This window comes from Parundibacterium terreum (assembly GCF_014636315.1).
GTDB lineage: Bacteria > Pseudomonadota > Gammaproteobacteria > Burkholderiales > Burkholderiaceae_D > Undibacterium > Undibacterium terreum.
This window is the reverse complement of record NZ_BMED01000007.1, coordinates 233,218-248,883: the sequence shown is the minus strand read 5'-3', so window position 1 is coordinate 248,883 and position 15,666 is coordinate 233,218. Positions and strand designations below refer to the sequence as shown.

Annotated in this window: 16 protein-coding genes; 7 read left to right on the top strand and 9 right to left on the bottom strand. The window is 55.7% G+C overall.

Features of this window, described 5'->3' with window-relative positions; genetic code table 11:
* Positions 1-57 precede the first annotated feature (57 nt).
* The 3 genes from IEW12_RS26210 (at position 58) to IEW12_RS26200 (ending at position 1,793) form a co-directional block, all read left to right on the top strand.
* The gene (locus IEW12_RS26210) at positions 58-891 is read left to right on the top strand and encodes an SDR family oxidoreductase (protein WP_188569099.1); all 834 of its coding nucleotides are present in this window, start codon (positions 58-60) and stop codon (positions 889-891) included.
* Positions 892-935: 44 nt separating this feature from the next.
* Positions 936-1,334, top strand: a complete 399-nt coding sequence (locus tag IEW12_RS26205) for a dihydroneopterin aldolase (RefSeq protein ID WP_188569098.1) — start codon at positions 936-938, stop codon at positions 1,332-1,334.
* A gap of 159 nt (positions 1,335-1,493) precedes the next feature.
* Positions 1,494-1,793 carry a hypothetical protein gene (locus IEW12_RS26200; RefSeq protein ID WP_188569097.1) on the top strand — a complete coding sequence of 100 codons (300 nt, stop codon included), beginning with the start codon at positions 1,494-1,496 and terminating at the stop codon, positions 1,791-1,793.
* Between the two features lie 130 nt (positions 1,794-1,923).
* Here the strand turns inward: IEW12_RS26200 and ttcA are convergent, their stop codons facing one another.
* From ttcA to IEW12_RS26170, 6 genes are all read right to left on the bottom strand, one after another.
* Entirely contained in the window at positions 1,924-2,790 is an 867-nt protein-coding gene (gene ttcA / locus IEW12_RS26195) for a tRNA 2-thiocytidine(32) synthetase TtcA (RefSeq protein ID WP_188569096.1), read from the bottom strand.
* 333 nt (positions 2,791-3,123) lie between these two features.
* The gene (locus tag IEW12_RS26190; RefSeq protein WP_188569095.1) at positions 3,124-4,425 is read right to left on the bottom strand and encodes a dihydrolipoamide acetyltransferase family protein; all 1,302 of its coding nucleotides are present in this window, start codon (positions 4,423-4,425) and stop codon (positions 3,124-3,126) included.
* Entirely contained in the window at positions 4,426-5,430 is a 1,005-nt protein-coding gene (locus IEW12_RS26185) for an alpha-ketoacid dehydrogenase subunit beta (RefSeq protein WP_188569137.1), read from the bottom strand.
* Positions 5,431-5,464: 34 nt separating this feature from the next.
* The gene (locus tag IEW12_RS26180) at positions 5,465-6,709 is read right to left on the bottom strand and encodes a 3-methyl-2-oxobutanoate dehydrogenase (2-methylpropanoyl-transferring) subunit alpha (RefSeq protein WP_188569094.1); all 1,245 of its coding nucleotides are present in this window, start codon (positions 6,707-6,709) and stop codon (positions 5,465-5,467) included.
* A 150-nt stretch (positions 6,710-6,859) separates the two neighbouring features.
* Positions 6,860-7,591, bottom strand: a complete 732-nt coding sequence (locus tag IEW12_RS26175; protein ID WP_188569093.1) for an SDR family NAD(P)-dependent oxidoreductase — start codon at positions 7,589-7,591, stop codon at positions 6,860-6,862.
* 43 nt (positions 7,592-7,634) lie between these two features.
* On the bottom strand, positions 7,635-8,660 hold the full coding sequence (locus tag IEW12_RS26170; RefSeq protein ID WP_188569092.1) for a patatin-like phospholipase family protein: 1,026 nt from the start codon (positions 8,658-8,660) through the stop codon (positions 7,635-7,637).
* Positions 8,661-8,738: 78 nt separating this feature from the next.
* On the opposite strand from IEW12_RS26170, the gene IEW12_RS26165 reads away from it, so the two are divergent.
* Both IEW12_RS26165 and IEW12_RS26160 read left to right on the top strand, forming a co-directional pair.
* Positions 8,739-9,929 (top strand): phosphatase PAP2 family protein, encoded by a 1,191-nt coding sequence (locus tag IEW12_RS26165; RefSeq protein ID WP_188569091.1) that lies wholly within the window; start codon positions 8,739-8,741, stop codon positions 9,927-9,929.
* The gene (locus tag IEW12_RS26160) at positions 9,926-10,552 is read left to right on the top strand and encodes a CDP-alcohol phosphatidyltransferase family protein (protein ID WP_188569090.1); all 627 of its coding nucleotides are present in this window, start codon (positions 9,926-9,928) and stop codon (positions 10,550-10,552) included. Before IEW12_RS26165 ends, IEW12_RS26160 begins: the two co-directional genes overlap by 4 nt.
* On the opposite strand, the gene IEW12_RS26155 is transcribed toward IEW12_RS26160, so the two are convergent.
* The 3 genes from IEW12_RS26155 to IEW12_RS26145 all read right to left on the bottom strand — a co-directional run bounded on the left by IEW12_RS26155 (position 10,494) and on the right by IEW12_RS26145 (position 13,987).
* Complete coding sequence (locus IEW12_RS26155) at positions 10,494-12,296, bottom strand: bifunctional alpha/beta hydrolase/class I SAM-dependent methyltransferase (RefSeq protein WP_188569089.1); 1,803 nt, start codon at positions 12,294-12,296, stop codon at positions 10,494-10,496. The genes IEW12_RS26160 and IEW12_RS26155 overlap by 59 nt on opposite strands.
* Positions 12,296-13,159, bottom strand: coding sequence for a phosphatidate cytidylyltransferase (locus tag IEW12_RS26150; RefSeq protein ID WP_188569088.1), 864 nt, complete (start codon positions 13,157-13,159; stop codon positions 12,296-12,298). Before IEW12_RS26150 ends, IEW12_RS26155 begins: the two co-directional genes overlap by 1 nt.
* 333 nt (positions 13,160-13,492) lie before the next feature.
* Complete coding sequence (locus IEW12_RS26145; protein ID WP_188569087.1) at positions 13,493-13,987, bottom strand: DUF4148 domain-containing protein; 495 nt, start codon at positions 13,985-13,987, stop codon at positions 13,493-13,495.
* A 243-nt stretch (positions 13,988-14,230) separates the two neighbouring features.
* Here IEW12_RS26145 and IEW12_RS26140 point away from each other — a divergent pair, with 243 nt between their 5' ends.
* Positions 14,231-14,818 (top strand): sigma-70 family RNA polymerase sigma factor, encoded by a 588-nt coding sequence (locus IEW12_RS26140; RefSeq protein ID WP_188569086.1) that lies wholly within the window; start codon positions 14,231-14,233, stop codon positions 14,816-14,818.
* The gene (locus IEW12_RS26135) at positions 14,815-15,540 is read left to right on the top strand and encodes an anti-sigma factor (RefSeq protein ID WP_188569085.1); all 726 of its coding nucleotides are present in this window, start codon (positions 14,815-14,817) and stop codon (positions 15,538-15,540) included. The genes IEW12_RS26140 and IEW12_RS26135 overlap by 4 nt, the downstream gene beginning before the upstream one ends.
* Positions 15,541-15,666: the final 126 nt, after the last annotated feature.

Genomic DNA, 15,666 nt, shown 5'->3' with positions numbered 1-15,666 from the left:
ATGCAGTAAAAAGCCGCAGCATAAACCTTAGTAAAGAATATTTTCATTATTGGTGCCATGAGCAATAAAGAAACGAACGCCACAAGCAGCCAGCCGCCTGCCACTCCAGCACCTGGCGCGCGCGTCGCGCTGGTCACCGGCGCAGCCAAACGCATAGGCCGCCATATCGCGCTGGCGATGGCGGCACGCGGCTGGGATATCGCCGTGCACTATGGCCGTTCCGCTGCCGAAGCGGAAAGCCTGATCGCCGAGATCAGGGCCATGGGCAGGCGTGCGGTAGCTTTATCTTGCGATCTGCTGGACGAGGAGGCAACGCGCAGGCTATTGCCGCGCGCCGTCGCGGCACTGGGCCAGGTGCAGTGTGTAGTCAATAATGCATCGTTATTTGAAGAAGACGATGCGCAAAGCTTCAGCCAGGCTGGCATGGACAGACATATGCGCGCCAACCTGGCCGCCCCGGTAATGCTGGCGCAAGCGCTGCATGCCGCAACGCCGGCCGGCCAGCAAGCCTGCGTGATCAATCTGCTGGACCAGAAACTGTACAACCTGAACCCGGATTTCCTGTCTTATACGCTGTCGAAGGCAGCCTTGCAGTGCGCTACCACGACCTTGGCGCAGGCACTAGCGCCGACCGTGCGGGTAGTCGGCATTGCTCCCGGCATCACGATGGTGTCCGGCGAGCAGAGCGCAGCGGACTTTGCCACAGCGCACCAGGTCACGCCGCTGGGGCGCTCCAGCACACCGGAAGACATCGCCAATACCGTTTGCTTTGTCGCCGAATCCGGCGCCATCACCGGCACCACCTTGCTGGTGGACGGCGGCCAGCATTTAATACCCCTGCAACGCGATGTGATGTTTCTCGCCACGGCGAAGACACCACCCGCCTTGTGAACACCCCTATCACCGTTTATTGATCAGAAATAAAGAGCCCCATCATGCTATCAGCCCTGCACCACCCCCAACTCGCCGACTGCCGCCGCCTGTTCCTGCGCAACTACGAAGTCAGCATCAACATAGGTGTGCACGAGTTCGAAAAGAAAGGGGAGCAAAGGGTATTGATCAACGTCGACCTGTATATCCCTCTGGCTTTGTCCACACCGGCCGCAGACCAGTTGCATGAAGTCGTGGACTACGATTTCATGCGCGAGACCATCGCACAGCGCATGGCCCAGGGCCATGTGCATCTGCAGGAAACCCTGTGCGACGACGTAGCCCGCATCATGCTGGCGCATCCAAGGGTCAGGGCAGTTTGCGTGTCCACGATGAAACCAGACGTCTATCCCGATTGCGAAGGCGTAGGCGTAGAAGTATTCCAGATTAAAACGGATAAGTAATACGAGACGCGCAAGAAGCATAAGCAGGCGAGTCCTGCAGGTATCCCCGTTCGCCGTGGATGCCTGCACAGGACTCCAGAAAAATCGCCCTCAATAACAGCGAACCATCGCTGACTTCCCTAGTCTACACATCCACGCAAGCCTGAGCATAGATAGCACATGACTATAAAACCTTGGACATTTTTACTCGCAAGTATTTTTCTTAGCCTGGATGTGGCGGCGCAAACCCCGACAACGCCTCCTGTTTGCTATCGCCGTTGCAACGACGTACCGCTCAAGCAGCCCGAGGAAATGGATTCAAACTTCTTCGCATCTGTAAGAAAAATTCAGGAAAAAAAGAAAAGTGAAACCGATCCCGCAAAAATCCAGGAATTGGATGAGGCTGAAAAAGAGGCGATGGACAGAATCCTGGGGAAGCACAGGAAATTTTGCAGCAAGCTTTGCAAGTATGATGACTAAGTAAGGCTATTAGCGGAACAGGCCAGCTAAAACCTTCAATCCATACAAGAAAGGCGTAAGGTACATGCCCTTACGCCATCCGGATTGTCGGCAGATGCCTGCGCGTCGCACTAGTGAAGGAAGTGCGTAGCTAAATGAACTTGACGACGCTTTGTACCGTTTCGGAAGAATCAGGCGGATCAAACAAGGTATCGCCCTGGACTTCGCCCGATTGCCGGGTTTCAAACCTCGAGAAGTCATACAGTTCGCGGTCAAGCATATGCGAGGGCTTGACGTTGGACATCGCTGTAAACATGCTCTTGACCCACAGAGGATTGTGCTTTTCCCATTGGGTCGTCATCTCTCTCATCGCTTGCCGCTGCAGATTCGGCTGGGTGCCGCACAGATTGCAAGGAATGATAGGATAATTCATCGCCTTCGCATATTTTTTGATGTCGCTCTCTTTGGAATAGGCCAGGGGGCGAATGACGATGTTCTTGCCATCGTCCGCAATCAGCTTCGGCGGCATCGTTTTGATGGTTCCGCCGTAAAACATATTGAGCATGAAGGTATGCAGAATATCGTCCCTATGGTGGCCCAGTGCGATCTTGGTTGCGCCCAATTCCTGTGCCGTGCGGTACAGTATCCCGCGCCTCAGCCTGGAGCACAGCGAACAGGTGGTTTTTCCCGGTGCGATCTTGGATTTGACTATGCTATAGGTGTCTTCCTCAACAATCTTGTATTCGACACCAAGTTTTTCCAGATAGGCTGGCAGGATTTGCTCAGGGAAGCCGGGTTGCTTTTGATCCAGGTTGACTGCCACCAGATCAAACTTGATCGGGGCCACCGATTTCAAATACAGCAACGTATCCAGCATGGTATAACTATCGGCTCCGCCGGACAGGCACACCATGATGCGATCACCGTCTTCAATCATGTTGAAGTCGCCAATGGCCTTGCCTGCATTGCGCCGTATGGTCTTTTCCAAAAGCTCGAAGCGCCGGGAATTCTTCACCATAGCTTCCTCCCCTTCGCCAGCATTCACATCTGAATCGGCTGTATCCGGAGAACCTAACAATGATGGGTTTAGCGTACTAATTTCGAGATCTAATTTCATGACTTCCGATACCTGTCTGTTGCTGCCAGCGCCGAACCATGGATTCGGGCTTCAATAAAATAAGCCCGTATTATCGCATGCGGGAATTCGGCACAGTGAATTTGCAATTCTGGCAACAGCAAAGTGGCACAAATTTCAACACCGCTGTCTGCACCGCTTATGGATATCGTATCGTCAACAATATTCAATAACGGTGCACTCACAGCCAAAAAACACCCGTCGTCTACTCGCCGCCTACTCCACAAACAAGGTAGCAGGATGCTCCAGATAGCTACGTATCGCCTGGATGAACTCCGCCGCATACGCGCCATCCACCACACGATGATCAAAGGACGAGGACAGGTTCATCATCTTGCGCGGCACGATGGCGCCTTGCAGAACTACCGGGCGCAATACCATGCGGTTGACGCCGACTATCGCCACCTCTGGATGGTTGATGACCGGCGTGGAGACTATGCCGCCCAGCGCGCCCAGACTGGTGATCGTGATGGTGGAGCCGGACAGTTCTTCACGGGTAGCATGGCCGGCACGGGCCGCCTGCGCCAGCCGTGCCACTTCCGCCGCGCTGGACCACAGGTCGCGCGTCTCGGCATGCCTGACTACCGGCACTACCAGGCCATTATCGGTTTGTGTCGCAATGCCTATATGCGACGCGCCATAGCGCGTCAGCTTGCCTGCCTCGTCATCAAACAAGGCGTTCACTTGCGGATAACGCTGCGATGCCAGCACCACGGCCCGCATCAGCAGCGGCAATAAAGTCAAACGACCGCGCTGCTCTCCCCACCTGGCATTCAGCTCGGCACGCAGCGCCTCGATCTCGGTAACGTCGCATTCTTCAACATAGGTGAAATGTGGAATACGGCGTTTTGATTCCTGCATCTTTTGCGCTATCTTGCGGCGCAAGCCGATGACAGGTATGACCTCTTCCGCGCTGCGCTGCGTATATCTATCGGCGCCGGAAGTCGATGGCCGGGTCTGCTGTCCTTTCACCAGCCAGGCATCCAGGTCCTGATGCGTGACATGGCCATTGGGCGCTGCCTTACTGACACGCTGCAAATCGATTCCCAGTTCGCGCGCGCGACGACGCACTGCCGGAGATGCCTGCACTTTCTGATCTGCGCCATCACTGTCCGATGCCGCCAAGGGCTTGCTTGCCGGCGGCTGGGGCGGGGGCGACATCGGCGGCACTGACACCACCGGCGCTACTGCCGCAATCTTGGCAACGGCAGGTGCCGCAGCTTCTTGTGGCGCGTGGGGATTTTTCGCGTTTTCTGCAATCACGGCGTTGCTGTGATCCTGTACCTCTATCCGTATCAATTCGGCACCGACGGAAATCAACTGCCCGAGCGCGCCGCCCACCGCTATCACCGTGCCGGCTACCGGCGAAGGGATCTCCACATTGGCCTTGTCGGTCATCACATCGGCCAGCGCCTGGTCTTCGGCCACTTTATCGCCGGGCTGCACATGCCATGCCACCAGCTCCACTTCGGCAATGCCCTCGCCGATGTCCGGCACCTTGATCACATGTATGCTCATCTAGGCCTCCATTGCGCGTCTGAACGCCGCACCGACACGGTCCGGTCCCGGGAAATACGCCCATTCCTGCGCATGCGGATAAGGCGTATCCCAGCCGGTCACCCTTTCTATCGGCGCTTCCAAATGATAAAAGCAGTGCTCCTGCACCAGCGAAGCCAGCTCTGCGCCAAAGCCGCTGGTACGGGTCGCCTCGTGTACGACAACACAGCGCCCGGTCTTCTTGACCGAATTGACGATGGTCTCCAGATCCAGCGGCCAGATACTGCGCAAGTCTATGATCTCGGCATCGATGCCAGTCTCATGCGCTGCTGCCTCTGATACAAACACCATGGTGCCGTAGGTAATTACCGTCAGGTCGGCACCACTGCGAAACACCGAAGCCGATTCCAGCGGCACCGTGTAATAGCCTTCCGGCACCTGGCTCATGCGATGCGTGGACCAGGGCACCACCGGCCTGTCATGATGGCCGTCGAATGGGCCGTTGTACAAGCGCTTGGGCTCCAGGAAAATCACCGGATCGTCATTCTCTATCGCCGCGATCAGCAAGCCTTTCGCATCATAGGGATTGGACGGCATCACCGTGCGCAGGCCGCATACATGGGTAAACAGCGCTTCCGGGCTCTGGCTATGTGTCTGGCCGCCATAGATGCCGCCGCCGCAGGGCATGCGTATCGTCATTGATGCAGTAAATTCACCGGCGGAACGGTAGCGCAGCCGCGCGGCCTCCGACACGATCTGGTCCGAAGCCGGATAAAAATAATCGGCAAACTGTATCTCCACCACCGGCCGCAACCCATAAGCGGCCATGCCTACTGCGGTGCCTACGATGCCGCCCTCGGAAATCGGCGCATCGAAGACGCGCGATTTTCCATACTTGGCTTGCAAACCCTCGGTACAACGAAACACGCCGCCGAAATAGCCCACGTCCTGGCCGTAGATCACCACGTTATTGTCACGCTCCAGCATGATATCCATGGCCGAGCGCAAGGCCTGTATCATCGTCATTGATGTCGCCACGTCGTCTCCTCACAGATTCGATTCAGGATTGCAGTTGTCTCAATTGTTCGCGCAAGTGCGGAGGCATCTCCTTGTACACATCTTCGAACATCGATGCATCGCTGGGGATATGGCCGTTGGCCAGGGTGCCGTAGCGCTCTGCCTCCTTCTGCGCGGCAATCACTTCCGCTTCCAGTTGCTTTTGCGTTTGCTCGTGTTCCTGCTCCGACCAGATGCCCAGCTTGATCAGGTGGCGCTTTATCCTGGCGATGGGGTCGCCGAGCGGATAGTGCGCCCAGTCGTCCGCCGGCCGGTAGCGCGAGGGATCGTCGGATGTGGAATGCGGCCCGGCGCGGTAGGTGACCCATTCAATCAGCGTCGGCCCCAGGTTGCTGCGGGCCCGCTCGGCAGCCCACTGCGACGCGGCATAGACTGCCAGGAAATCATTGCCGTCCACGCGCAGTGAGGCAATGCCACTGCCGACCCCGCGTGCAGCAAAGGTCGTGCTCTCGCCACCGGCAAAAGACTGGAAGGTGGATATCGCCCACTGGTTATTGACCACGTTCAGCACTACCGGCGCGCGGTACACATGGGCAAAAGTCAGCGCGGTATTGAAATCCGATTCAGCGGTGGAACCGTCGCCTATCCAGCCCGAGGCGATTTTACTGTCGCCCTTGATGGCGGACGCCATAGCCCAGCCTACCGCCTGCACAAACTGGGTTGCGAGATTACCGGATATCGTGAAAAAGCCTGCCTTGCGCACCGAATACAGGACCGGTAGCTGGCGTCCCTTCAGAGGGTCGCGCTCATTGGACAGCAACTGACAGATCAATTCCACCATAGGCACATTGCGCGCCATCAGTATGCTTTGCTGCCTATAGGTAGGAAAGCACATGTCGCCTTCTTGCAGCGCCAGTGCGTGCGCCGAGCCTATCGCCTCTTCGCCCAGGCTCTGCATATAGAAGGACATCTTCTTCTGTCTTTGCGCGATCACCATGCGGGTATCGAACACGCGCGTCTTCAGCATCGCCAGCATGCCCCGGCGCAGTAATTCATCGCTGATTTTCGGCGCCCACGGGCCTAGGGCATTGCCGTCATCATCCAGCACGCGTATCAGCGTGGTGCTGAGATCGGCGGTATCGGCAGGGGCGACGTCTATCTCCGGGCGACGAACGGTACCCGCCTTTGCCAGGTAGAGATAAGAGAAATCGGTTTCTTGCCCCGGTCTGCCGGTAGGCTCCGGTACGTGCAGCGTCAGAGTGGTAGTCTGGTCTGGCTTGCTTCTCATTGTGCTTCCCCCTTTGTGTGGTGGTGCGCACTACAAGCTTAGCAGAAATTGCATTTCATTTTGCTGCCCTGCAACCAGAGTACCGCCATCGCGGACGGCATATCTTGCCGTGAGGAATTTCAGCATATCGTCCAGGCAGGAAATGAACAGTCACCGCCTCAATTTCAATAACTGCGCCGGCAAGAAATTTAACAGCCTGATCATCCACCGCATCTGCCATGGAAACACACTTACCGGCACGGCTTGCTGTATTGCCGTAGCTATCAGCGCAACCGCCTTCTCTTCCGGCATGATGAATGGTTTGTGGCTGGCATCGCCATCGTTCAGCTCGCGCAGTTTTGCGGTGTCGACATAGCCGGGAACAATCGCAGTCACCTTCACCGCAAAAGGCGATAGCGCAATGCGATAGGTATCGCACAAGCTCAACACCGTTCTTTTGCAGGCGCTGTATACGGACGCACCGGGATAGTCCTTGAGCAGGCCAGCCACGGAAGAAATGCCGACCAGATGCCCATATCCCTGTGCAATCATTTTTTCGGCTGCCAGCTCGAACGCGGCATTCAGGCCGGATACATTGGTCTTTAGCATCCTTAGCGTCGTAGCTTCATCCAGCTTATGGTGACGGGTATTGAAGTAGAAACCGGCAGAGACTATCAGCATATCCAGTCCGCCAGCCCCGAATTCATTGACAGCCGCAGCCAGCGCAGCAGTATCTGCGATATCAAGCTGGTACATCGTCAACTGCGCATATTGCCTGGCCAGCGCCTGGTCGACACGCTGCACATCCCTGCCGCAAACAGCAAGCTGGTGGCCGGCTTGCAGGTAATGCTGCGCCAGCGCCCAGCCTATGCCGCTGGTTCCGCCTACAATCAGTATTTTCATTTTTCGCCTGTAGGATCGATCACTTTTCCATGAGTGGTTCGGCTCAGCTTCCTAGTATTCCCTGAGGTTCCCTCGCATTGCCTTCCATCGCCTTACCGTATCCATACTGCCATTGCGCTTCAATCATTTTCAGGTAGTCTGCATAGCTTTCGGGAGCAAGCAATTCAATCTTGTTTTTCTGCCAGGCCAGCTTCTTCTCTATCTGCGGGCTAGCCAGCGCCTTGCGCATGTCGGAGGTATCAACCCACATATCGGCAGGCTGCTTCAATACATGGCGCAGCCTTTGATTGCCGTCTATTCCCAATACCGCTCTCAGCGCGGGCAAGGCAAAAACACCCTCATACATCCCTTTCCTCTCCATGATAAGCCGATGCGACAGGCGCCTGGCCACCTCGATGGGAAACAGGTCGATGACGCCGCCTATATAATTCTCCGACAAATAGGAATGGCAGCGGAAATAAAACATGTCGGACACCGATGCCCGCACCGCCTCGGCAACAGGCACGCCTTGCCGGGTAATCAGTTGCGGCGAAATGGCATTCTCTCCCATTGCTGCGTCAGCCAGTGGCGAACGCATATCTGCCAGCAGGGCGGCCGTTCTGGTATCGCAGAAAACGGTTTCTGCAAATAATTTGCGCTCTCCCCGTGCCTGCCCTACCTCACTCTCATCAAACAGGAGTTTACCGGCAATGATGGCTACCGCTTTTTTGGGGTTTTCCGGTGCAGCGGGCAAAGGCAGGTTTTCCGGTATCTCGAACAGATAGTCGTTGAACACATCCGGGATCACATCGACACCGCGGACAAAGAACTTGCGCTTTACTGCACCCGCCAAAGAAGCGCTCAGGCTGGCATGACGATTTGATTTCAGTCCGCGCCAGAACTCGTGCATCTCTGGCGAGGCAATCCAGGCCTTGCGCGCGGCATCATCGGGAAGTGCCTGGATAATGGCGGCAGCTATCGCGCCGCCGCAACTGGCCAGCAGCAGATCCGGCTCTTCCTGCAACTCGCACAGGGCGGCGTGAATGCCGAGATAGTAGCCGAATCGGAATCCGCCTCCGGCCATGACCATACATCGCTGATATTTTTCCACTTGATCCATAGTGTTAGAATGAACGGCACAATAAAGCTATCACTTTCGGGACTACCTTTGACAGCAAGCATAGAACTGGCGACACGGTCTGAACGTGCGCGACACTTTCTGATGAACATGCTGTTGTTCAACCTCTGCTATCTGCTGGCCAATTCACTGGCACAACAGCAGCATATTATCCGCGATATAGCCCTGCCGTTTGAGAGAAATACGCCATTTATCGAATGGATGGTTATTCCGTATCTCAGCTCGGGCATCTTCTTTGTATGGAGCTTTCTGCAGGTAGAGAGCCGCGAGCAGCTCCGGGTGTTGAGCCAGCGCCTGTTGCTGGCAACGGTATGCGCGTCGCTGATTTTTTTCCTTTACCCGCTGCGCTTCAGCCTGGAAAGGCCGGCTTTGACCTCTTCGCTGTTTGCTCCGCTGTTCCATTTCCTGTCCCTGATTGACAAGCCTTATAACCAGTTGCCGTCCCTGCACGTGGCCTATTGCCTGATCTTCTGGCAATCGCTGCATCCCACCCTGAAACGGCAGGCTAGTAAAATCATCCTGGCAGGCTGCCTGTTCCTGGTGGCTGCATCCACGCTGTTCACCTATCAGCATCATTTACTGGATCTGGTCGGCGGCCTGGCGTTGGCAGCGGCTGCAATACGGCTGATTCCAGCCGGCCACAGCCAGGTGAAAGTAGGCTTTTACTATACGATGGCCGCTGCCGTGGTGTTCATGGCCGGTGTGCTTGTCCTGCATAGCTGGCTGGCAGGCTACCTGTGCATCAGCATGCTGCTGGTAGCGCTGGCCTATCAGCGGCGCGACAGGTTTTTCCTGCCAAAGCGCAACGGCAAACACACTTGGCTGGCGTGGCTGATGTATGCGCCTTATCTGTCGGGCTATTGGCTGACCTGGCTTGCGGTGCGCTTCCGCGAACGCCATCGTCCGGCATTTATCCAGTTCAGCAACCACTTGTGGATAGGCCGTCGGCTAAGTGAGGACGAGGCTGGCCACCTGCCGCCGGAGTCCAGCATCATAGACCTGAGTTGCGAACTCGGCGAAACCGCCGCCTTGCGCTCCCGTATCTACCTCTACTTCCCCTTGCTGGATCTGGTGACACCGGAACCCGCCGTGATGGAAGAAATAGCCGCCGCGATCCGCCAGGAAATAGCCGCGGGGCACAGCGTATACCTGCATTGCGCCATGGGATATAGCCGTTGTATATTGCTGGCCAAGTACACTTTCGCAGACACCAAGCCATGAGCATCTCCATTTACCAGCTGAAGCCGAAGTTTCAGCAATTGCTGGCGCCGCTGTTGTCGCTGCTGATACGCCGCAGAGTGACGCCGAACCAGATTACTCTGCTGGCAATGAGCTTGAGCGTGGCATACGGCGCAATCCTGGCGGTCTTCCCCCAGTTACCTTGGCTATGGATGGCCTTTCCCTTTTTTATGCTATTGCGCATGGCATTGAATGCGATCGACGGCATGCTGGCCAATGCCTCCGGCCAAAAGACCAATCTGGGCGCGCTGCTCAATGAGCTCTGCGACCAACTATCCGACCTGGCCTTGTATCTGCCGTTCGTGATGCTGGCAGATATCTATGCGCCACTGCTCGTTGCCGTGGTGATCGCCGCCTTGCTGGCGGAATTTGCCGGCGTTAGCGCGGCACTGATAGGCTCGCCGCGCCGCTTTGATGGCCCCATGGGAAAAAGCGACAGGGCCTTTGTTTTCGGGCTGCTGGCGCTGATGCATTTCTATGCCGCCTCGCCTAGCTGGCAAAACGGCTTGCTCGGCCTGAGCCTGCTGCTGCTGGGCTACACCATTTTCAATCGGCTGCGGCAAGCGCTGCGCTCGCAGGTATCCGCTGTGCAACCGACACTGTAAAGATCCCGGCAATACCTATCTGCATCTGGATTTTCTTGCAGCCTATGCCGGCAACCAGGGCATCCATCTCCACCTGTGGCCGCGGCCGCATTATCCATGGCTGGCCCTGGTGATTGGTCAGCGTCTTGGCGATCATCGCCAGTTGCGGGTGCCAGGGCTGGCCGGTGTATACGATATGGCCTCCCGGCGCCAGTTGCCTTTGTATGCCCTGCAGGGAGCGCATCACCAGGGCATTGTCGCTGAATAATTCATACAGGCCGGACACGATTACGATATCGTAAGGCTGTTCGGTCACAGGATAACTGTCTTCGGAAAATGCATCACGGCATTGGAAGTCCACGCTTTGCTTCAACTCCAGATGCGCCGCCAGTTGCCTGGCCTCTTCCAGATTATGCGGCAGGTAGTCGCGCAAACTGACATGGATATCCCTGTCCTGGAAGCGCTTGACTGTTTCCAGCACATACCGGCCGGCACCCGCTGCCACGTCCAGAATGCGCAAGGGCTTATCCGCAGGAGCCTGGGCAATCAGCTCCGACAGGCTTTGCTGCAACTGCATTTTCCTTTGCCGTATGCCGCGCCAGCCTATCGCATCCAGATAGCCGCGATCGATGGACTTGCCTATCAGGAAGCGCCCGCCAGCCTGATTGCGATATACATAGTCCAGCGACGCACCGGAATCGAAGCCATACTTCTGGCCTATCTTCATGCCGTCGCTCAGAAAACCGAGCGAGCCCAGCATCACGCGCTGCATTCCATAGAAGGCATTCTCCAGCGGGCCTCCTAATCGCCCTTGCTGTAAGGCCAGATACTGGCTGGCGCTGGAGCTTTGCCTGTCCGCGGACTGATAGCGCAAGGTTTGCGTCACCGGCTGCGCAAAACATTCCGCAATAAACTGCCTGCTGGCTTCAATCGCCGGCTGCACCTGTTCTTCATAGAAAATCGCGTGATAGCTATCCTTGAGAAGCACATAGCGTTTCAGGCTGGACGACAGGCGGTCAAAAAAAGTGCGCTGCGGTGCCTGCTGCACGACAAAATCCTTGTCCGCCACCAGCATCAGCACGGGCACATCAATCGCCGCTGCATCCTGCACGATGCGCTGCGCGGTATCCGCCAGGCCGAGCAATACGCGCGCGGAGATGCTTTTAGCAATTAGGGGGTCGCTGTCGTAAGCTTTGGCCTGCTCCCTGGAATGGGTCAGCATCGACGAACGGATATAGCTGGTGATGAACAGATCGGGTTTGAAGCAGGTGGCGAAACGCAAGCCTGCCTTGGCAAACGGCACATACAATTTGATCTGGAATGCGGCTGCGGCCATGATGACGCCGCGCACGCGCGGCGCGTAGTCATGCAGCCAGGTCGCCGCAATCACCGCGCCTACGCTGTTGGCGACGATCAGCATATTCTCCGGCGCGATACCGTAAGTCTGCTGTATGTGCGCGACAAACGCATTGAAATCCTGCACCAGGATATCGAAACCGGGAGCGTCGCCGCGCTCCCCCGGAGAATAACCGTGCCCACGCGCATCCCACGCAAAGCTCCAGTCATGGCGGCCCGCCAATTGCTCCACCAGCGGCTGTATGCGGCCTGAGTGTTCATGGCCGCGATGCAGGAATATCAGGGCTCTGGCAGGGCCATCGGCACGCGCTTCCTGCGGTTTCCAGCAGCGGTAAAACAAGCGCGTCTGATCGATAGTATTAAATCCCGATTCCAAATGCGTCCAATATTCTGCGGTTGTAGCGGTCATTAGATAAATCCGTCATGTGAGAAATAAATTACCTGGTATAGCAGCGGTGCCGTGACTATCAGGCTGTCCACGCGGTCCAGAATGCCTCCGTGGCCCGGTATCAATTGAGAGTAATCCTTGATGTGCAAAAACCGCTTGCCCGCAGAAAAGAGAAGATCGCCGGCAAAACCTCCCAGCGACAGCAGCAGGGCCAGCAAGCAAAGGTAGGGCAATGTCGCCAGCTGCAGGAAACTGCCCAAAGTGACGGACACCAGTATGCTGATCACCACCCCGCCCGCCAGGCCTTGCCAGGTTTTATTGGGGCTGATGCGTTTTGCGATCTGTTTCGTGCCCAGGCATTTCCCGCTGACAAACTGTGCAATGTCGTTCAGCGCAGTCAAAGTGAATAGATAGAATAGCCATGCCAGATTGGTATCGGCCGGCAGCGGCAAATGCGTCAGCTGGATCAGAAAGCTCAGGCCGAAGCAGCTCAGCAGGAAGAGCAGCAGCAATAGCTGGTTGGATTCGCGCCGCAATGAAAAATAGGCGAGTTGCGCAATAATCAGCAATGGAAGCAGCAGGGAAACGCTGCGCGGCTGGTAATACGTCAGCGCCAGAACGAGGCCAAGCAAGACGAGGCAGATCGCGCAAAACAGCGGACGCGGCCCCTTGTGATAGCGCACCAGCTCGCGTATCGCCAGGCAAGAAATCAGCAGGATCAATGCCAGGCAGCCATACGGGTATATGAAAATGCTGAGGCTGACGACCGGGAAAATAATCCACCACGCATACACCTGCTGGCGTAGCTGGCTAATCGGTGATGAGCGCGTCTTGTATGCGACTGCGACAGAGCTTGCCCCAAGCAACAGATAGAGCACTGCCATGGCAATCCATATGGTGTAATCGACAACGAATCTTGCGGAAGCCACTAAACCTTAGTCCTTTTGCATCTACGCTGAAGCAGGATACCCTGAAGCTCTTTCTATTCCGGTGTGGCGTCGATTGAAGTCCGACTTCATTTTATGATCAAAATGGAGAAAAGTGATGTTTTTTTATAAAAATTTCTAATATGCAATTTTATGAGGCAGGCTCTTTTGGTAGCAGTCTCAGTGCTCAGGGCATCCCATGAAAGGAGGCGGACGAAAAAAAACGCCGCATGGAAGCTTCCGATGCGGCGTTTTTTGATTTAGCCGCGATAGCGGCTGAAACCGGTCAAATTATTTGCTTGTTGCAGTTTTGACAGTTTCTGGTGTTGCTTTTGCTGCAGCAACTGGTGCTTCTGCAACATAAGTATCGCCACCAACTGTTGCGCCTGCTGCGCGAGCCTGTGTCAGTTCAGCGATGACTTCTGCGCGTGTTTTGCTGGCGCTGTTGGAGGTTGCAACTGCGGCTGGAGCAGCTTTAGCTGTTTCAGTTGTTTTGATCATGGAAGGGATAGGGAAGCTTGCGTATGCTTCGCCGCCAACCTGGTAGTCACCTGCAAAGGCGATAGAACCGGTAGTGATCAGGGCAACAGCAGCAATAAGTTGTTTCGCATTCATAGTATTTCTCCAAAAATTAAATTCGTGACTCTGGGTAGGGCCGCCAAGTGATGCAATACTCTGCTGTCTCCTGCCTCGGTGTTTCGTACCTGAGCCGAAATGGCTGTGGTACTCATCGATGGCGTCGAGTTTATATTCTTTAGCGACCTCAATAAAGATGACTATTCGCAATGTGTTATTCCATATTCAGCAATAATCGACTATTGCCGAGGCAAGCAATAAGTCGCTATTAGCCGCTATTTCCACGGAAATTAAATGCCCAGTGGAAAAATACATCCAAACCACACTCGATTACGTATCAAATGGGCGATAAAAGCTCGGGCTGACGGTAGAATACAATTTGCTTTTTTCACACTGTTTATCGATTCTCCTACTTGCTCCGATATCGCTTCTTTTTTTGAAACGGATTAAAAATTGTCAAATCTACCAAAAATAGACTCCGGCCAGCTGCATATCTGGCTGGCGGCTGTGGCAAACAAAGATAGCGCGGCGTTTCGTTCACTATATGAAACAACTTCGCCGAAACTGTTTGGCTTCGCGTTGCGTATATTAAATAAGCGCGAACTTGCGGAAGAAGTATTGCAAGAGAGTTTTGTCAACATCTGGAACAACGCAGCCAGCTATCAATCCAGCCTGGCTGCGCCCATGACCTGGATGACGACCATCGTGCGCAACCGCGCGTTTGACCTGTTGCGCAAACTGGACCATGACGTAGAAATCGATGCGGATCATTTTGATATGGAAGTAGTCAATGCACTGGAATCCGGCGACCCGACCCCGATCGAGTCGCTGCAGCTCAGCGAAGACGCGAAAGCGCTGGCGAGATGTTTTTCGCGCCTGGAGGGCTTGCACAGGCAGGCAATGGCGCTGGCCTTTTATCATGACCTGTCACACAGTGAAGTGGCCGAACAAATGAAACTGCCCATGGGCACAGTCAAAACCTGGATACGACGTGGACTGGACAAGCTGCGTACCTGCTTGTCCAAACTGGAGACCGCATGAATATCCACAATAAACCGGATCTGCAGCAAAAGCTGGCATCCGAATATGTGCTCGGCACGCTGCGCGGCGGCGCGCGCCGCCGTTTTGAAAAATGGCTGAGCGGCGACCAAAGCTTGCAGCAGGTGGTAAGGCAATGGCAAAGCAATCTGCTGCCAATGGCAGAATTTTCTCCTGCCGCGCAGCCTGCCCCCAGCGTCTGGGCAGCACTGGAAAGACGCCTGAAGCTGAAAGCCTCAGGCAAGGTGGAAGACCGCTGGGCTTACTGGCGCAATCTGCGCGAAGACCTTGCATTCTGGCGCGGCCTGGGAATGGTATCTACCGCGGCAGCGCTGGTGCTGGTGTCGGTGCTGGTCAGCAGGCAACAAGTGGAACCAACTGCTCCGCTGAACAACTATGTGGCGACCCTGTCGGATGACAAGGCCCAGCCTATCGCCGTGGTCACCGGCGACCTCAAGCGCCGCCAACTGATAGTACGCATGGTCGCCGCACAGAATATTGCGTCCGACAAGAGCCTGGAACTGTGGGCTGTGTACAAGGATGGCAAGGTCAGGTCGCTGGGTCTGGTCGCGGACAAAGGCACGGTTACCCTGCCCATGCCCGACTATATGAGCGAGGAAGCGACCCCGCTGCTGGCAGTGACGCTGGAACCGAAAGGCGGCTCTGGTAATCCGGATAAGGCGACGGGCCCCATCATCTTCAAGGGTAACTGGCTGCAAACCTGATCTCAGAGTTTCATTGCCTGATGGGCAAACACCTCGAACGGGGCACATGATGTGCCCCGTTTTTTTGTTGGACTCCCGCCAGAACAGGCTGCCCGGCACAAACCGCGCATGTTAAAATTTCGGCAT